Raw genomic sequence first — 16060 nt, forward strand, 5'->3', positions numbered from 1 at the left:
GTCCGGGCAGGCGGCACTGGGTGACGTCGGCACGGCAGTGCAGAACAGACGTCTTGTCGAAAGGAACACGAACACTATGAAACTCATCACCGCAGTTCTGCAGCCTGGAACGCTGCAGCCGATCAAGAGTGCGCTGGAACACGTCGGGGTGAAGGGCCTGACAGTGGTGGACGCCCGCGGATACGGGGCACAGGCCGGAAAGGTCGAGGTCTATCGCGCCCGTGAGGTGCGTGTCGACTTCGTGCCGAAGATTCGCATCGAGGTGATCGTCGCAGACGAGCAGGCCACTGCCGCGATCGACGCGATCCAGGAGACGGCTCGTACCGGAAGCATCGGTGACGGCAAGATCTGGGTCACCGACGTGGTTGAAGTGGTGCGTGTGCGCACCGGTGAGACAGGAGACGCAGCCGTGAGCTGATCGTCTCGACGCCGCCTCTCGCAGACACGGGGTGCCGCTGAGGAGTTTCACCGAACTCAGCGGCACCTTCACCGTCTGTGAGAAATGCCTCGCCTGACCGCTGACGACACCGTGTGGTGCTAGCGCACGATGCCGATCTGAGCCCCCGCGGTGATCAGAGCATCGTCGATGTCGACTTCACGCGTGAGCACCCCGGCGCATGGCGAGAGCACCTGCGTCTCCATCTTCATCGCCTCCATCACTGCGAGCACCTCGCCTTCGGCGACCGACACTCCGTCTTCCGCCTTCCACGCGACGAGCGTTCCGGTGATCGGCGCGCACACCGCACCGGGCTCGTTCGACCCGACTCCGCCGGCTGCGGCATCCGCGGCGGATGCGCTGGCCGTGACCACCTCGCCGCTGGGGCCGCTCTGCAGCACGGCGGCCGCAGAGACTCCGCCTGCCAGCGAGCCGACCAGCTGTGCCGGAAGCCCGAGCTCGACACGGCGGCCGTCGAGTTCGATCCAGCTGCGCGTCAGCGGTTCGCTCGGTATCGGGTCAGAGAAGGGCTGGTGCAGCTCGTCGAGCCAGGAGCATTCGGTCTCGATCCACCTCGTGTGCACGGCGAAGCCGTCAGCGCCGGCGGCGGCGAACGCTGGATCGTCGACGACGCGCCGGTCGAAGTCCAGCAGCGTCGGCACACCGTCGACCTGGAACTCCCGCAGCGCCTGGCGGGCCTTGCGCAGTGCCTCGTCGCGATCGGCACCCCAGACCACGAGCTTCGCCAGCAGCGAGTCGTACAGCCCGCTCACCACACTGCCCGCGACGACACCGGAGTCGAGACGCACGCCCTCGCCGCCCGGAGCGTCGAAACGGCTGATGCGCCCGGGTGCCGGCAGAAACCCACGCCCGGCGTCTTCGGCGTTGATGCGGAACTCGAAGGCATGGCCCCGTGGCAGCGGAGTCTGGTCGATCTCGAGCGGCAGCCCGTCGGCGACTCGCAGCTGCTGTCGCACCAGATCGACGCCGCTGGTCAGCTCGGTGATCGGATGCTCGACCTGCAGGCGGGTGTTCACTTCGAGAAACGAGACCGTGCCGTTCGCCCCGACTAAGAACTCGACCGTGCCGGCGCTGACATAGTCTGCGGCCTCGCAGATGCGCTTCGCCGCCGACTCGATCGCGCTGCGCTGCTCGTCGGTGAGGAACGGCGCCGGTGCCTCTTCGACGACTTTCTGATTGCGTCGCTGCAGCGAGCAGTCACGAGTGCCGACCACGACGACGTGACCGTCGGCGTCGCCGACAACCTGCGCTTCGACGTGTCGCGGGTGTGGCACGTACTGTTCGATGAAGCATTCTCCGCGGCCGAACGCGGCGACCGCCTCTCGTTCGGCCGACTCGAACTGGTCGACCACCTCGTCGAGTCTCCAGGCCACCTTCAGGCCTCGTCCGCCGCCTCCGAACGCGGCTTTGATCGCGATCGGCAGACCGTGCCGCTGGGCGAACGCCAGCGCCTCGGCTCCGTCGGCGACCGGGCCCGGAGTGCCCTCGACGAGTGGGGCCCCGACCGACGAGGCCAGCTGGCGAGCGGTCACTTTGTCTCCGAGCGATCGGATCGTCTGCGGCCGAGGGCCGATCCAGACAAGGCCTGCGTCGATGACGGCCTGAGCGAAGTCGGCGTTCTCTGACAGAAAGCCGTAACCGGGGTGCACGGCGTCAGCATGCGCACGTCGAGCGACGTCGATGAGGGCATCGATGTCGAGGTACGTGTCAGCGGCCGTCGCCCCGGGCAGCGCATAGGCCTCGTCGGCGACGCGGGTGTGCAGCGCATCGGCATCGGGGTCGGAGTACACCGCGATCGAGGTCACCCCGTAGGCGGCGCAGCCTCGAGCGATGCGCACGGCGATCTCGCCGCGGTTGGCGATGAGCACTCTGCTGATCATGTTCAGTTCTCCTTCGTGAGAGATGCGTCGGCGGCGGATGCCTGCCCCGGAGGGGCGGTGACCGCGCGAAAGCGAATGCTGGCGCCGATCGGCACCTGCCCGGCGAGATTGAGGTGATATGAGGCGACTGAGCCGATGACGGGGTAGCCGCCGGTCAGCGGGTGATCGGCCATGAACAGCACCGGCTGCCCGTTGGGCGGCACCTGCAGAGCACCAGAGGAGGTGCCCTCAGACTCGAGCTCTCGGTGGTCGCGGCGCTCCAGCGGCGTCGGCCCGTGCAGGCGCAGACCGACGCGGTTCGACTGCGCCGTGACCTCCCACTGCTGATCGAAGAGTGCCTGCACCGCGTCATCGGCGAACATCTCGGTACGCGGCCCGAGCACCACATCGAGAGTGACCACGTCGCCCGGGGCGGGCAGACGGCTGTGCAGAGTGTCGTCGGGCGCATCCGCACCCCAGATCTGTGCGACCGCAGCGACTGCGGCACGGCGCACCGGCAGCACGTCACCGGCGCGCAGAGGCTTCGGGCCAAGGCCCGAGAGCACATCGGTCGAGAGGCTGTCGAGCACCGGGGCGACGGCGAACCCACCGCGTACGCCGACGTATGCGACGCTGCCGCGCGTGGGAAAGCCGAGCTCGAGCGTCTCGCCGTCGCGCAGAGCGAAGGCCTGCAGCTCGGGAGCCGATCGGGGAGCCTGCATCCGGGCTGCTGGGCGTTCAGCGTCCGTCTCCGTCTCCGGCGTCGACGCGGGGCGGACGGTGGCCGACACCTGCGCGCCGGTGACGGCGAGCACCAGTTCGCCGATCGCTCGCAGTCGCAGACCGCCGTGCGTCTCGATGCTTGCGGCATCGGAGGAGTTGCCGACGAGACGGGCCGCCAATCGGGCGCTGTCATGGTCGAGAGCACCGGAACGTGAGACGCCGAGATCGGCGTGCCCCGGTCGCCCAAGATCTTGCAGAGTCGAGCCGAGCCCAGGCTCGACGACCTCCAGTGCGGTTCGCGAGCCGCTGTCGTCGCCTGCGATGGCAGAGGGCTGGGGTGCGGCTGGCTGCTGCCGCGTCGATCTCTCGGTCTCGACGAAGCGCACGCGCATGCCGGGGCGCAGGGTCGCGGGAGGATCCAGGCGCAGATCGAACATCGGCAGCTCGGTGGTGCCGATGATCTGCCAGCCGCCGGGGCTGACGCGCGGATAGATCCCGCTGTACGTACCGGCCAGACCGACGGCTCCGGCGGGAATGGCAGTGCGCGGGGTGCTCCGGCGCGGCACGTTCAGCCTCGGGTCGCCGCCGACCAGATAGCTGAAGCCGGGAGCGAAACCGGTGAATGCGACGGTGTAGGTCGAGGCGGTGTGCATGGCGATGACGTCTTCAGGAGTGACGCCGAGCAGATCCGCCACCTCGGCGAGGTCGTCGCCGTCATAGCTGATCGGCACCTGGACGATCTCTCCGTCGGCACCGAGCGGCGCGCTCACGTCGCGTTCCAGCAGCAGCGCGGTGAGCTCGGCGGCATCGATGCGGGTCGGATGAAAACGCACGAGCACCGTGCGGGCGGCCGGAACGAGCTCGTGCACTCCCGCAATCGGATCGTCCAGCAGCGACTGGTTGAGAGCCACCGCCTGCGAGAGCTCGTCCAGCTCGACTAACAGCACATCGGTGTTGACTGGCAGCACGCGCATCTCAGACCTCGTACGTCGTGTCGGAGACGTCTGAGACGAACATGTATCCCGGGGCGTGCGTGATCGCGAACGGAAGCCGCGAAGCCATGACGGCCGCCTGCGGAGTGACGCCGCACGCCCAGAACACCGGCACCTCGCCGTCATGCAAGGGCACTGCATCGCCGAAGTCGGGTCGCGCCAGATCGGCGACGCCCAGGCCGGCCGGGTCGCCGACGTGCACGGGCGAGCCGTGCACCGCCGGATAGCGACCCGAGATCATCGCCGCCTCGGCCACCCGATCCGAGGGGATCGGCCGCATCGACACGACCATCTCGCCGTGGAAGGCCCCTGCGGGTCGACACTGCCGATTCGTGCGATACATGGGAACGTTCGTTCCCTCTGCGATGTGCCGAACCTCGATGCCCGCCCGCTGCAGCGGCGTCTCGAAGGTGAAGCTGCAGCCGATGAGAAACGCGACCAGGTCAGGGTGCTCCGCCCAGGCCTCCGTCGCATCGGTCGGCTCGTCGACCAGCTCGCCGTCGCGCCACACCCGATACTTCGGAAGGTCGGTGCGCAGATCCGCGGTCGGCGCCAGCACCGTGCGAGGCGAGCCGGGATCGGTCACGTCGAGCACCGGGCACGGCTTCGGGTTGCGCTGGGCGAAGAGCAGAAAATCGTAGGCGTACTCGCGTGGCACGGCCAGCAGGTTCGCCTGCGCCATGCCCGGGGCGACGCCGGCGGTGGGCAGGCACTCGCCGGCGCGGTAGCGCTCGCGGGCGGTTCGGGCTTCGAGCTGCGCGGATGCGATGGGGGAGTTCATGCGGCCTCCTCAGGGTCAAGCGTGGAACGAACGGCAATTCCTTCGTGCTGTAAGCGGTCACGAATCGCCCGGGCCATGTCGAGGGCACCCGGCGAGTCACTGTGCACGCAGACCGATTCGGCATCGAGATGGAGCTGGCTGCCGTCGACGGCGATCAGGGTGCCGGTCTCGGCGAGGCGAACGATGCGATCGGCCACGGCATCCGCATCACTCAGGACGGCACCGGGCTCGCGACGTGAGACGAGCGTGCCATCGGGCTGGTAGCCCCGGTCGGCAAAGGCCTCGGCGATCACCCGGAGGCCGGCTTCGTCGGCGACACGGGCGAAGACCGAGCCGGCCAGTGCCATCACGGCCAGGTCTGAGTCGTACTCGCGGATCGCCTCGACCACAGCCGCCGCCTGCACCGGATCGACGGCGATGCGGTTGTAGAGCCCGCCATGCGGCTTGACGTAGCGCATGCGCCCGCCGGCCGAACGCGTGATGCCGTCGAGCGCGGCGATCTGATAGAGCACGTCGGCGGTCAGCTCCGGCGAGGCGACATCCATCGCGCGACGCCCGAAGCCGGCGAGATCTCGGTATGCAGGGTGGGCGCCGATGACGACGCCTCGGCCGACGGCCGACTTCGTCGTGTGCATGAGACCGATCGGGTCGCCGGCGTGAAAGCCGCAGGCGATGTTCGCGCTGGTGACGATGTCGAGCATGGCGTCGTCGTCACCGAGCGACCACCGGCCGAAGCCTTCGCCCATGTCGCTGTTGAGGTCTATTGCTGTCATGATGCTCCAATTCTGCGCCCGAAGTCTCGACGACGGGCGGTGCAGGTGTGGTGCTGCGGTGATGATGCTGCGAGGCCACCGCGGTAATGGAGGGCCGGCGGGCGCTCCGGGGAGGGGAGAGCACCCACCGGCCCGGTCTGATGCCGGGTCTGAGCGATCAGGCTACGAGAGGCCGAGCAGAGCGAAGATCGGCTGGATCGACGAGATGCCCATCCACCAGGTGAAGACGCAGACGAGCGCTCCGAGGATGAGCAGCCAGATCGGGTAGCGGTAGTTGCCGAGCAGATCGCGCCGGGCGAAGCCGATGTAGATCATCAGCGTGAGGCCGATGGGCAGGATCAGTCCGTTGAAGCCGCCGGCGAAGACCAGCAGTGCTGCCGGAGCCGTGCCGAGCAGCAGGTAGACGACCAGCGAGACGGCGATGAAGCCGATCGTGGTGATGTTGCGCAGACGCGGTTCGAGGAACTTCGGGCTGAAGACGTTGAAGAATGACACCGAGGTGTACGCGGCGCCGATGGTCGACGTCGTGCCGGCCGCCCAGAAGATGACACCGAAGATGCGGAACCCCCATTCGCCGAGCGCGACCTGGAAGGCCTGCGCGGCGGGGTTGGCGGTGTGACTTGCGAGATCAATCGTGACTCCGCTGGCTGCGACGCCGAGAATGGCGAGGAACAGCAGGTAGCGGATGACGCCGGTGATGGTGACGCCCCAGAACGATGCCGTGCTGATGGCCTTGATGTTCTCGCTGCCGGTGATCTTCGCATCGAGCAGGCGATGCGCGCCGGCGTAGGTGATGTAGCCGCCGATGGTGCCGCCGACGATCGTGGTCAGTGCAGCGAGGTTGACGTTGTCGGGCATCACGGTCTCGGTGAGCGCGTGACCGACGGGGGGCTGCACGACGAAGAGCACGACCACCACGATGGCGACCTTGACCGCGGCGAGCGCGATCACCACTCGATCCATCACCTTTCCGGCACGTTTGTACAGAAAGATGCCGATCGCCAAGAGTGCGCCGATCAGCCCGCCGATCTTCGGGTCAAGCCCGATCGCGGCGTTCAGCCCGAGGCCGATGCCGGCGATGTTGCCGATGTTGAACACGAGCCCGCCGAAGATGACCAGCACGGCGAGCACGTAGCCGGTGCCCGGAATGGCGGCGTTGGCGAGCTCTCCGGCGGTCTTGCCCGAGAGTCCGATGATGCGCCAGACGTTCAGCTGCACGATGAAGTCGATGACGATCGACAACAGGATGCCGAATCCGAAGGCTGCCCCGAGCTGCACGGTGAAGGTCGCCGTCTGTGTGATGAAGCCGGGGCCGACTGCAGACATGGCCATCAGGAAGACCGCGCCGATCAAGGAGCTTCGGCGTTCTTTCAGAAACTGAGCGGTCTGGCTGCCCTTCGATGCAGAAGGGCTGACGCTCGATGATGAGGGCTCTCGGGTTTCCGGCCCGGGAGAGGTCTCTGCGCTCATGGTGCTCCATTCGAACAGGCGGGCGTCGGCCCGCGGTCGTCGTTGACTGTGCGATATCGTACAGGTTGTTCAACAAAGAGCATGAACACTTGAAATATGATCGGAGTTTCGTTCATGTTACAAGTAGGTGAAGTGAACAATTGCCGACCGGTTGAGGTCGGATGCGCTGCACGTGTCACCATGGGGCAGCCGGGAGCCGAAACGGGGCGGGTAGAATTTCTGCTGTGACCCAAGCGCTCCCACTCTCCGTGCCTGAGAAGGCGGCGCAGGCTCTGCGTGTGCTGATCACCGACGGCGAGGTCTCGCCGGGAGACAAACTTCCGGAGGCCGATCTGGCCGAGCGGCTGGGCGTGTCTCGGAACACACTGCGAGAGGTCTTCCGCCTGCTCGCTCGCGAGCGCCTAGTCGAGCACGTTCCCAATCGCGGGGTGTTCGTCAGCCGTCCCGGTCTTCCCGAGGTCTTCGACGTCTTCCGGGTGCGGCAACTGATCGAACCCGAGGCGATCGCCGGTGCCGCACCGGGGCATCCGTCGCTCGAGCGCATGCGAGACTGCGTGCTGCGTGCTCGAGCCGCGGCCGAGGCCGACGACTGGCGCGCTGTCGGCACGGCCGATGTGACGTTTCACGAGGCGGTGATCGCCCTCGCCGACAGCCCGATACTCGAAGACCTGTATCGGTCGCTTGCCGCGCAGCTGCGGCTGATGTTCGGGCTGATCGGCAGCCCGCGCTACATGCATGAGCAGTACATTGACCGCAATGAGCAGATCGTCGGTCTGATTCAGCGGGGCGACTCTGCGGGTGCGGCGCAAGAGATGCGCGCATACCTGCACGACGCCCAAGAGCAGATCGTCAACGCCTACGTCTCCGGGCGAGTCTCCTCAGTCTGAGCCTCACCGCGTCTTCGCCAGCTGAGGCGCGAGCCCGATGTAGGTCTCGGGGCGCAGAGCGAGCAGACGCTGCTTCGCCTCGTCGCCGATGTCGAGGCCCTGTACGAACTCTTCGAGATCGGCCTGACCGATGCGATGCCCGCGAGTGAGCCCTTTGAGCAGCGTGTAGGGGTCGTCGATCTTCGAACGACCGGCGGCGACCTCGGCGCGGATCACGGTCTGAATGGCCTCGGCGAGCACCTCCCAGTTGTGGTCGAGATCGTCGAGCAGTGTCGGCGCGGCCAGCTCGACCGTGTTCAGCCCCTTGGCGACGTTGTCGAGCGCGAGCAGCGAGTGCCCGAACGCCACGCCGATGTTGCGCTGCGTCGTCGAGTCGGTGAGGTCGCGCTGCATGCGGCTGGTGATGAGCGTCTGAGCGAGTGATGAGAGCAGCGCGTTCGAGAGCTCGAGGTTGGCTTCGGCGTTCTCGAAGCGAATCGGATTGACCTTGTGCGGCATGGTCGACGACCCGACCTCTCCTGCGACCGGGATCTGATGGAAGTACCCCATCGAGATGTACGTCCAGAAGTCGGTGGCGAGGTTGTGCAGGATGCCGTTGAAGTGCTCGACCGTCGAGTAGAGCTCGGCCTGCCAGTCGTGCGACTCGATCTGCGTGGTCAGCGGGTTCCAGGTGAGGCCCAGGCCCTCGACGAAGTCGCGTGAGACGTCGGGCCAGTCGGCACTCGGGTCGGCGACCACGTGCGCGGCGTAGGTGCCCGTCGCGCCGTTGAACTTGCCCAGATACTGCTGTTCGCGCACATGCCCCAGCTGGCGACGCAGGCGGTGGGTGAACACTGCCAGCTCTTTGCCCATCGTGGTCGGCGTCGCCGGCTGCCCGTGCGTGTGGGCGAGCAGGGGCACGTCGCCGTAGCGCTCGGCGAGCTCCGCGATCTGGGCGACCACGGCATCCGCCTTCGGCAGCCACACCTCGCGCACCGCGTCGCGCACGATCACGGCGTAGGAGAGGTTGTTGATGTCTTCGCTGGTGCAGGCGATGTGCACCAGTTCGGCGCGATCTGCCAGCCCCAGGGCAGGCAGATGCTGGCGGATGAACACCTCGACGCTCTTCACATCGTGCTTCTTGACGGCCTCGAGCTTGGCGAGCTCGTCGATGCTGTTCTGATCGAAGTCGGTGACCAGTGCTCGCAGACCGGCCTTCTGCTCCGCGGTGAGCGGGCTGGTGCCGAACAGGCCGTTGTCGGTCAGAAAGATCAGCCATTCGACCTCGATGTGCACGCGCGCGCGGTTCAGGCCCGCCTCGCTGAGGTACTCGCCGAGGCCGCTGACGGCCTTCTGGTAGCGGCCGTCGAGAGGGCTGAGTGGCTGGTGGTCGAGAGTGCTCACGGTAACTCCTGCGAAGTGGTGTGGTCGCGTGCGGCGTACCGCACATCATGGCTAAGTCTACCCGGGGGTGGTGCGTTGCTCGGGAGGGCATGTGTCGTCGCGATCGCGCGCCGTCTGTATATGCAGATGTGAAATCAGGTGGAAATTCCGTCGATATCCTCGAGCAACTTTTAAGCCATAAGTTTCAAATGTCCAAAATCGATGGTTTGGAATCGTCGTGCAGATGAAGTCTTTGAACGGTAATGAGGAGTGGAATCTATGAAGTCCGAAATGACGAAACGATTCAAGGGCTGGACGAGTATCGTCTCAATTCTTGCGGTCAGTGGAGCGCTCTTAGCCGGTTGCTCAGGCACTTCAGAGAGTCAGACAAGCAGTGATGGAGATACGATTCCCAATGTTTCGTTGGACGGGGTGCAAAAGAGCGAGCAGCTCAGTGCTAGGGTCCCAAGTGACATTGCTGCAAGAGGGAAACTGATTGTTGGCTCTGATACCACCTTTGCTCCAGCAGAGTTCCTAGCGGGACCAGATGGTAACACGCCCGTAGGATTTGACGTGGATCTTTCAAACGCGATCGCAAAAAAACTGGGCTTGGATCTTGATTTTCAGAGCGCCAATTTTGATTCCATTCTTCCTGCACTAGGAACAAAATACGACATTGGTGCTTCAGCATTTTACATAACGAAGAAACGCCTCGAGGCAGTCAATATGGTCTCGTACCAGAAGGGGGGGTCGACTCTCCTAGTGAAGGCGGGAAACCCGCACGGACTGACTCTAGACAACCTATGCGGTCAGACCATTGCTGTGCAGACTGGCTCGACACAACTAGACGACCTCCAGGAATTCTCGAAGAAATGTCAGGATTCCGGTGAGCAAGCGATCGATGCAGTCGAGCTGAAGACAAATGCTGAAGCTATTACACGCCTCAGTACGGATGGTGCAGTCGGAGTGCTCAGTGGCCAAACGCTGCTTGGGTATGCCGCGACACAGAGTCATGGTCAGCTGGAGACAATCGATGCGACTTACAATGCAGGAATTGATGGTATTGCAGTAGCGAAGTCGGACACCGAATTTGCGCAGCTAATTGCCGACACAATCAACGAACTGATCAATGATGGAACGTACGCACAGATCATGTCGGCTTGGGGGCAAAAGGGCTTAGTGGAACGCGCAGATGTAAATCCAGAGACATCGATGTGAGTAGGGTGTAAGCAATGTCCGACGAGTCTATGATATCGACCGCGAGTCTTCTCAAGAACCGCAGAGTACAATCCGTTCTGACCTCGATTAAAGATCGTGAGTCAGTGACCATTGAGCAACAGGTTGCCCTTAGCGAGACCGCAGCTCCAACTTTTGATGAGGGGCTCCGAAGCCAGCTCTTTCAAGACCTGCTCGTTCGCACTGGCGTTCATGATGTTCTGCCAGACACATACGGCAATGTGATCGGTCGGATCGGCAACGTAGGAAATGGGCCTGTCCTGATGATTACTGCACACCTTGATACTGTCTTTGACGCTGATACTGATGTCGCTGTTACCAAGAAGGGTGCCAAACTGTATGGCCCAGGTATCTGCGACGATTCCAGAGGCTTAGCCGCTGTTTTATCAGTAGCGAAAGCGCTCGTTGAAATCGAGGATGAGCTTTCAGGTGGAATTCTGATTGGAGCGAACGTTTGTGAGGAGGGGAAGGGGAATCTCAACGGAATCAAGCAGTTGATGAATGCGTATAATTTCGATGCATTTATCACGGTCGACGGCGCAACCCCTGACCGGCTCATTACACAGGCCACTGGATGTCTGAGCTATGTAGTCGAGTTTGAGGGGCCAGGCGGTCACTCCTTCGGCAACTTCGGGCGACCGAGTGCTATTCACGCTGCTGCTCGGTCGGCAACTGCAATTGCGGATATCTCCGTGCCTGAAGAGCCAAAGACAATCTACAATGTTGGGGTGCTCAGAGGAGGAGTTACTGAGACTGCTATTGGATTCTCCTGTCGAATGGAGATCGATCTTAGGTCTACCGACGACCGTGAGCTCGCGATCTTGGACACAAAAGTCAGGGACATAATTATTGCGGCAGTTGAGAGAGAAAATGATATCTCGGACTGCGAAGCTGGAAGAGTGAGCTTCGACATGCGGCAGACTGTCGACATTCCAACAGGGTCGCAGGCTCCGGATGCTCCGCTGGTACATGCTGCAGCTGAGGGTCTTCGATCAGTGGGGTTGGAACCTCAGATGCAAGAGGCTGCGACTACGGATGCAAACGTGCCAATTAGTCGTGGAGTTCAGGCAGTCTGCATGCCGGGGGGTGGAACGGGTAGTGGGCTTCATTCAACAAATGAATCCTACGACATCACGAACAGTCACTTGGGGCCGCAGGCGGTGTTCATCGCTGCTCTGTTAGCAGTCGGACTCACGGGCATCTCTCCCCTATTAGAGGCCGAAAGTAAGGTAAACTGTGAAAGTACGAAGTAGCGGCCCTGAGTCTGTCGACGCATCTACTGCTGATATCGAACTGATTCATGCTCGGGCAGTGAGACATCCTGGCAGGTGGATCTCGTCGATAGTTGTCGTCTTTCTTCTTGTCTGCTTTATTGATGGGCTTTTCTCTAATCAGAATTTCCACTGGGACATTGTCGGTCAGTATCTGTTTGCGCCAAATATTCTGAAGGGCGTCCTCTGGACACTTATTCTGACTATCTCGGCGATGGTGATTGCGATCGTTTTGGCCTTGTTGCTGACCATCATGCGTGAATCAGAGAATCGACTGCTGAGATACGTCGCCAATGTCTGGCTCTGGTTCTTTCGTGGGACGCCTGTTTACACCCAGCTGGTCTTCTGGGGTCTGTTTGCTGTGATCTATCCCAAACTTGGGGTTGGTCTCCCCTTTGGAGGGCCTGAGCTGTTCTCGATTTCGACTCAGGACTTCTATAACGCAACGGTCGCGGCGATCGTTGGGCTTGCTTTGAACGAATCAGCATATCTCGCGGAAATATTCCGATCAGGTGTGAATTCGGTTGCGTCGGGACAGCTGGAAGCGTCTGCGGCCTTAGGGTTGTCTCGTCGATATACATGGACAAGAGTCGTGCTACCGCAGGCTATGCGTATCATTATTCCCCCTACAGGCAATGAAATGATTGGCATGCTCAAAACGACATCGTTGGTTCTAGCTGTCCCATTCACTCTAGAACTTACTTACGCTGCAAATGCTGTAGCGAATAGGCTTTATCTGCCGATCCCCTTGCTTGTGGTGGCTGCCACATGGTACTTGGCTATCACCAGTTGTCTTATGATTGGTCAACATTTTCTTGAGAAGCACTTCGGTAAGGGGCATTGAATGTCTGATCAGTTCTCAACGAACCACGGTAAATCGTCTTGCGTAGTTCGTCTAAGCGGTGTTCACAAGTTTTTTGGAGATGCGCACATCTTGACGGGCGTTGATTTGGAGGTCAATCGCGGGGAAGTTGCAGTCATAATAGGACCTTCTGGGTCTGGAAAATCGACAACTCTGCGTACTATTAATCTCCTCGAGAATATCCAAGCCGGCGAGATCTGGGTGGACGGTCAGAGAATGGGGCTCCGTGAGAAGGAAGGTACGCTCTACGAGCTTACGCCCGCTCAGACTGCCGCTCAGCGAGCCAGAATCGGGATGGTCTTTCAGCATTTTCATCTGTTTCCGCACATGACGGTCATTGAGAATCTTGAGCTTGCGCCGAAACTGATGCAACATCGGTCTTCACGTGATCTCCGAACAGAGTCTCTGAGTTTGCTCGAATCAGTGGGATTGAAGTCTAAAGCAGAGAGCTACCCGAAAGACCTTTCCGGGGGGCAACAGCAACGTGTCGCTATCGCGCGAGCTCTTGCTCTCAAACCTCAGCTGATGCTGTTCGACGAGCCGACAAGTGCACTTGATCCTGAGCTGGTCGGCGATGTGCTGGGCGTCATGAAAGACCTAGCCGAGAGCGGAATGACGATGATCGTTGTCACTCACGAGATGGGATTTGCCCGAGAAGTGGCCGATTCAATGGTTTTTATGGATCAAGGACGGGTTATCGAACGTGGAACTCCGGGCGAGATTCTTGATCATCCGAAGAATGAGCGAACGCGTGCATTCCTCGAGCGAGTTAGGTAGGTCACTTCAGCCCAATCAAACTCTAGGAATCTCAGCGGTGAGATCGTTGATCGTTTGCCTGAGCTGTAGATGTGCTTGAGTTAACGTCCTTGGACTCTTCTCGACAGTTCAGCTGATGTGGCTATGAGGTCGGGTAGGAAATCTTCTCGTGCTCTATCAAGGGCAACTCCATCCGAGGATGGTTTGAATGTCACGGCAATGCTGGCTACTGGCCAGCCCAAAGCATTGACAATTGGTACAGCAATCGAGGCCAGGCTACTCGTAACTTCTGACATCTCGAACGCGAAGCCTCTTGCTTGATCTGTGCGCAAAGTTTCCAGGAGTTGCTTGAGGGTTCTCGGCGACCTATCCGGGTGTCTCACAGGTAGGTCCTGAGGGGTCGGAAATGTGGCATTCACCTGCTCACGAGAAAGGCAGCTAAGCATCGCCCGTCCGCTGGCGGTTACGCTGCTTGGCAGGGTTACTCCTACATCGGTCACCAAGGAGGGCCTGTTCCAAGCTCGTGCTTCGACGAGATAGACGACATCACTTCCACGAAGCACGGTGAGGTGAGAGCTCTCACGAAGCTTATCTGTCAAACGATCTAGAAGAGGCTGACCAAGCAGAGTAAGGGGTTGTTGGGCAGAATACGCTGAACCTAGCATAAATGCGGCGGTGCCTAAACCGTAGAGATGTTTCTCCGGAAAATGCACAACGAAGCCATGGTGGCTGAGCGTCGATAAGAGTTCATAAGTGGAGGAGCGAGGAAGGTTGAGGCTCCGTATGAGCATGTTCGCTGTTACAGGTGATCGTCGTTCTGAGAGATACTTCAGTATATTCAAAGCATTATTCACGGCAATCTTCTGCAGTCCGGCTTTTGTGGACTTTGGATTAGTAATGCTGAACCTCCTTAATATAAGCAACATGTTTCATGTCTGTAAATGTAGACGCCAATTGCAATTCCGTAAGTATATCCCGCACACCAACGACAGATACTGAGCACATGACACAGAACTTGATAGATCAGCGGACCATTATCGTTTCACCGTCCGGCGTCTCTGCGCAGGAGCTTGTGGAAGTCGCACGAGACGACGCAAAGGTTGTTCTCAGTGCTGACGCAATCGCGGCGCTGACTCACGGCGCGAGAGTGATCGCTGCTCTGGCTGATGATGCGGAACCGCATTATGGAGTGTCGACGGGGTTCGGCGCACTTGCCGCGGTCTCGATCCCCAAGCAGAAGCGACAAGCTCTGCAACTGAGTTTGGTACGCTCCCATGCGGCATCAACTGGCCCCTTGGTTGAGCGAGAAGTTGTGCGGGCTTTGATGCTGCTTCGTCTCGCCACATTGGCGTCCGGACGCACCGGAGTTCGAGCTGAAGTCGCTGCCGTGTATGCAGATCTGCTGAATGCGGGGATCACACCCGCAGTTCGCGAGTACGGCAGTCTGGGGTGTTCTGGTGATTTAGCGCCTCTGGCCCACTGCGCTCTCGCTGTAATCGGCGAAGGCGATGTCTTCACCCGTGACGGCAGACATCTGCCTGCAGCGCAGGCTCTGGCTGAGTGCGGCATCACTCCAGTTCAGCTTCGTGAGAAAGAGGGCTTAGCCCTCATCAACGGTACAGACGGAATGCTGGGAATGCTGGTGCTGGCGGGCGAAGATCTACACCATCTCTTGAGCCTGGCAGATGTCGCAACGTCGTTGAGTCTCGAGGCGTTGCGTGGCAATGACCGGGTGTTTGCCGCCGACTTGCAGCGAGTGCGTCCGCATCGAGGCCAGAGCGATTCCGCCGCGAACATCTTCCACGCGCTTCAGGGATCGGAGATTATTGCAGCGGCTCGTGCCGCGGGCAAAGTACGTGTGCAGGATGCCTATTCGCTGCGCTGCGCACCTCAGGTGAATGGTGCAGCGCGCGACACACTTGAACATGCTTGCGCCGTGGCTGACGTGGAACTCAACAGCGTTGTCGACAACCCCGTGCTCACAGACGATGATCGTCTCGAGTCGAACGGCAACTTTCACGGGGCCCCATTGGCCTATGTCTTGGATTTTCTTGCGATCGTGGTTGCTGACGTTGCGAGCATGGCGGAGCGTCGCACAGATAGGATTCTCGATCCTGCTCGCAATGGAGGGCTTAACGCCTTCCTCGCGGCAGACCCCGGGACGGACTCCGGGCTGATGATCGCGCAGTACACACAGGCTGCGATCGTCAGTGAGCTGAAGCGGCTGGCGTCACCGGCATCAGTCGACTCTATACCGACATCTGCGATGCAAGAGGACCACGTCTCGATGGGGTGGTCAGCTGCCCGTAAACTCCGGCGGTCCATCGACGGTCTTGAGCGTGTGCTGGCTGTTGAGATTCTCACGGCCTGCCGGGGGATTCGTCTGCGTGAGGAAAAGCCAGGGCGGGTGGCAGCACAGATTGTGTCCTTGATCTCTCCGGAGGCTGTTATCGGAGCAGATGAGTTCTTGTCTCCTGAAATCGAGCGTGTGGTGGCGCTCGTAAAATCTGGTCAACTCTTGTCCTCGGCTCAGGAAGCATACCGAGAAACCGGCTCTGAACTGCGCTGACCTGCTTCTGCTGCCGGCTAAGCGGATGTGCTGTGGTGAAAATCTCCCAGCCGACCAATATC

14 protein-coding genes are annotated in these 16060 nt (G+C 61.2%); 7 read left to right on the top strand and 7 right to left on the bottom strand.

The annotated features are described in order from the left end of the window. Nucleotides 1-76: 76 nt before the first annotated feature. Nucleotides 77-418, top strand: a complete 342-nt coding sequence (locus F8O07_RS02455) for a P-II family nitrogen regulator (RefSeq protein WP_158030580.1) — start codon at nucleotides 77-79, stop codon at nucleotides 416-418. A gap of 119 nt (nucleotides 419-537) precedes the next feature. Here F8O07_RS02455 and F8O07_RS02460 read toward each other — a convergent pair whose 3' ends face one another. The 5 genes from F8O07_RS02460 to F8O07_RS02480 all read right to left on the bottom strand — a co-directional run bounded on the left by F8O07_RS02460 (nucleotide 538) and on the right by F8O07_RS02480 (nucleotide 7055). After that, entirely contained in the window at nucleotides 538-2337 is a 1800-nt protein-coding gene (locus tag F8O07_RS02460; protein WP_158030581.1) for an acetyl/propionyl/methylcrotonyl-CoA carboxylase subunit alpha, read from the bottom strand. 2 nt (nucleotides 2338-2339) lie between these two features. Continuing rightward, the gene (locus F8O07_RS02465) at nucleotides 2340-4013 is read right to left on the bottom strand and encodes a carboxyltransferase domain-containing protein (RefSeq protein ID WP_158030582.1); all 1674 of its coding nucleotides are present in this window, start codon (nucleotides 4011-4013) and stop codon (nucleotides 2340-2342) included. A 1-nt stretch (nucleotide 4014) separates the two neighbouring features. After that, nucleotides 4015-4812 carry a putative hydro-lyase gene (locus tag F8O07_RS02470; RefSeq protein ID WP_158030583.1) on the bottom strand — a complete coding sequence of 266 codons (798 nt, stop codon included), beginning with the start codon at nucleotides 4810-4812 and terminating at the stop codon, nucleotides 4015-4017. Continuing rightward, on the bottom strand, nucleotides 4809-5585 hold the full coding sequence (locus F8O07_RS02475) for a LamB/YcsF family protein (protein ID WP_158030584.1): 777 nt from the start codon (nucleotides 5583-5585) through the stop codon (nucleotides 4809-4811). Before F8O07_RS02475 ends, F8O07_RS02470 begins: the two co-directional genes overlap by 4 nt. Before the next feature lie 162 nt (nucleotides 5586-5747). Further along, entirely contained in the window at nucleotides 5748-7055 is a 1308-nt protein-coding gene (locus tag F8O07_RS02480) for an NRAMP family divalent metal transporter (protein ID WP_158030585.1), read from the bottom strand. Nucleotides 7056-7279: 224 nt separating this feature from the next. Here F8O07_RS02480 and F8O07_RS02485 point away from each other — a divergent pair, with 224 nt between their 5' ends. Further along, a complete protein-coding gene (locus F8O07_RS02485) occupies nucleotides 7280-7942 on the top strand; it encodes a GntR family transcriptional regulator (protein WP_192496600.1) in 663 nt (220 codons plus the stop codon). Nucleotides 7943-7945: 3 nt separating this feature from the next. Here the strand turns inward: F8O07_RS02485 and purB are convergent, their stop codons facing one another. After that, nucleotides 7946-9325, bottom strand: a complete 1380-nt coding sequence (gene purB / locus F8O07_RS02490; protein WP_158030587.1) for an adenylosuccinate lyase — start codon at nucleotides 9323-9325, stop codon at nucleotides 7946-7948. Nucleotides 9326-9583: 258 nt separating this feature from the next. On the opposite strand from purB, the gene F8O07_RS02495 reads away from it, so the two are divergent. From F8O07_RS02495 to F8O07_RS02510, 4 genes are read left to right on the top strand one after another with little or no spacing between them, the layout of a single operon-like run. Then, complete coding sequence (locus tag F8O07_RS02495; RefSeq protein ID WP_158030588.1) at nucleotides 9584-10522, top strand: ABC transporter substrate-binding protein; 939 nt, start codon at nucleotides 9584-9586, stop codon at nucleotides 10520-10522. Nucleotides 10523-10536: 14 nt separating this feature from the next. Continuing rightward, nucleotides 10537-11793, top strand: coding sequence for a M20/M25/M40 family metallo-hydrolase (locus tag F8O07_RS02500; RefSeq protein WP_158030589.1), 1257 nt, complete (start codon nucleotides 10537-10539; stop codon nucleotides 11791-11793). Further along, nucleotides 11777-12655 (top strand): amino acid ABC transporter permease, encoded by an 879-nt coding sequence (locus F8O07_RS02505; protein ID WP_225733139.1) that lies wholly within the window; start codon nucleotides 11777-11779, stop codon nucleotides 12653-12655. The genes F8O07_RS02500 and F8O07_RS02505 overlap by 17 nt, the downstream gene beginning before the upstream one ends. Then, the gene (locus tag F8O07_RS02510; protein ID WP_158030590.1) at nucleotides 12656-13450 is read left to right on the top strand and encodes an amino acid ABC transporter ATP-binding protein; all 795 of its coding nucleotides are present in this window, start codon (nucleotides 12656-12658) and stop codon (nucleotides 13448-13450) included. It begins immediately after the preceding gene. 80 nt (nucleotides 13451-13530) lie between these two features. On the opposite strand, the gene F8O07_RS10830 is transcribed toward F8O07_RS02510, so the two are convergent. Continuing rightward, a complete protein-coding gene (locus F8O07_RS10830) occupies nucleotides 13531-14355 on the bottom strand; it encodes an IclR family transcriptional regulator (protein WP_158030591.1) in 825 nt (274 codons plus the stop codon). Nucleotides 14356-14432: 77 nt separating this feature from the next. Between F8O07_RS10830 and hutH the strand changes: the two genes are divergently transcribed. Further along, entirely contained in the window at nucleotides 14433-15998 is a 1566-nt protein-coding gene (gene hutH, locus F8O07_RS02520) for a histidine ammonia-lyase (RefSeq protein WP_158030592.1), read from the top strand. Nucleotides 15999-16060 lie beyond the last annotated feature (62 nt).

The sequence above is a fragment of the Pseudoclavibacter sp. CFCC 13796 genome (assembly GCF_008831185.1).
Classification (GTDB): domain Bacteria; phylum Actinomycetota; class Actinomycetes; order Actinomycetales; family Microbacteriaceae; genus Pseudoclavibacter_A.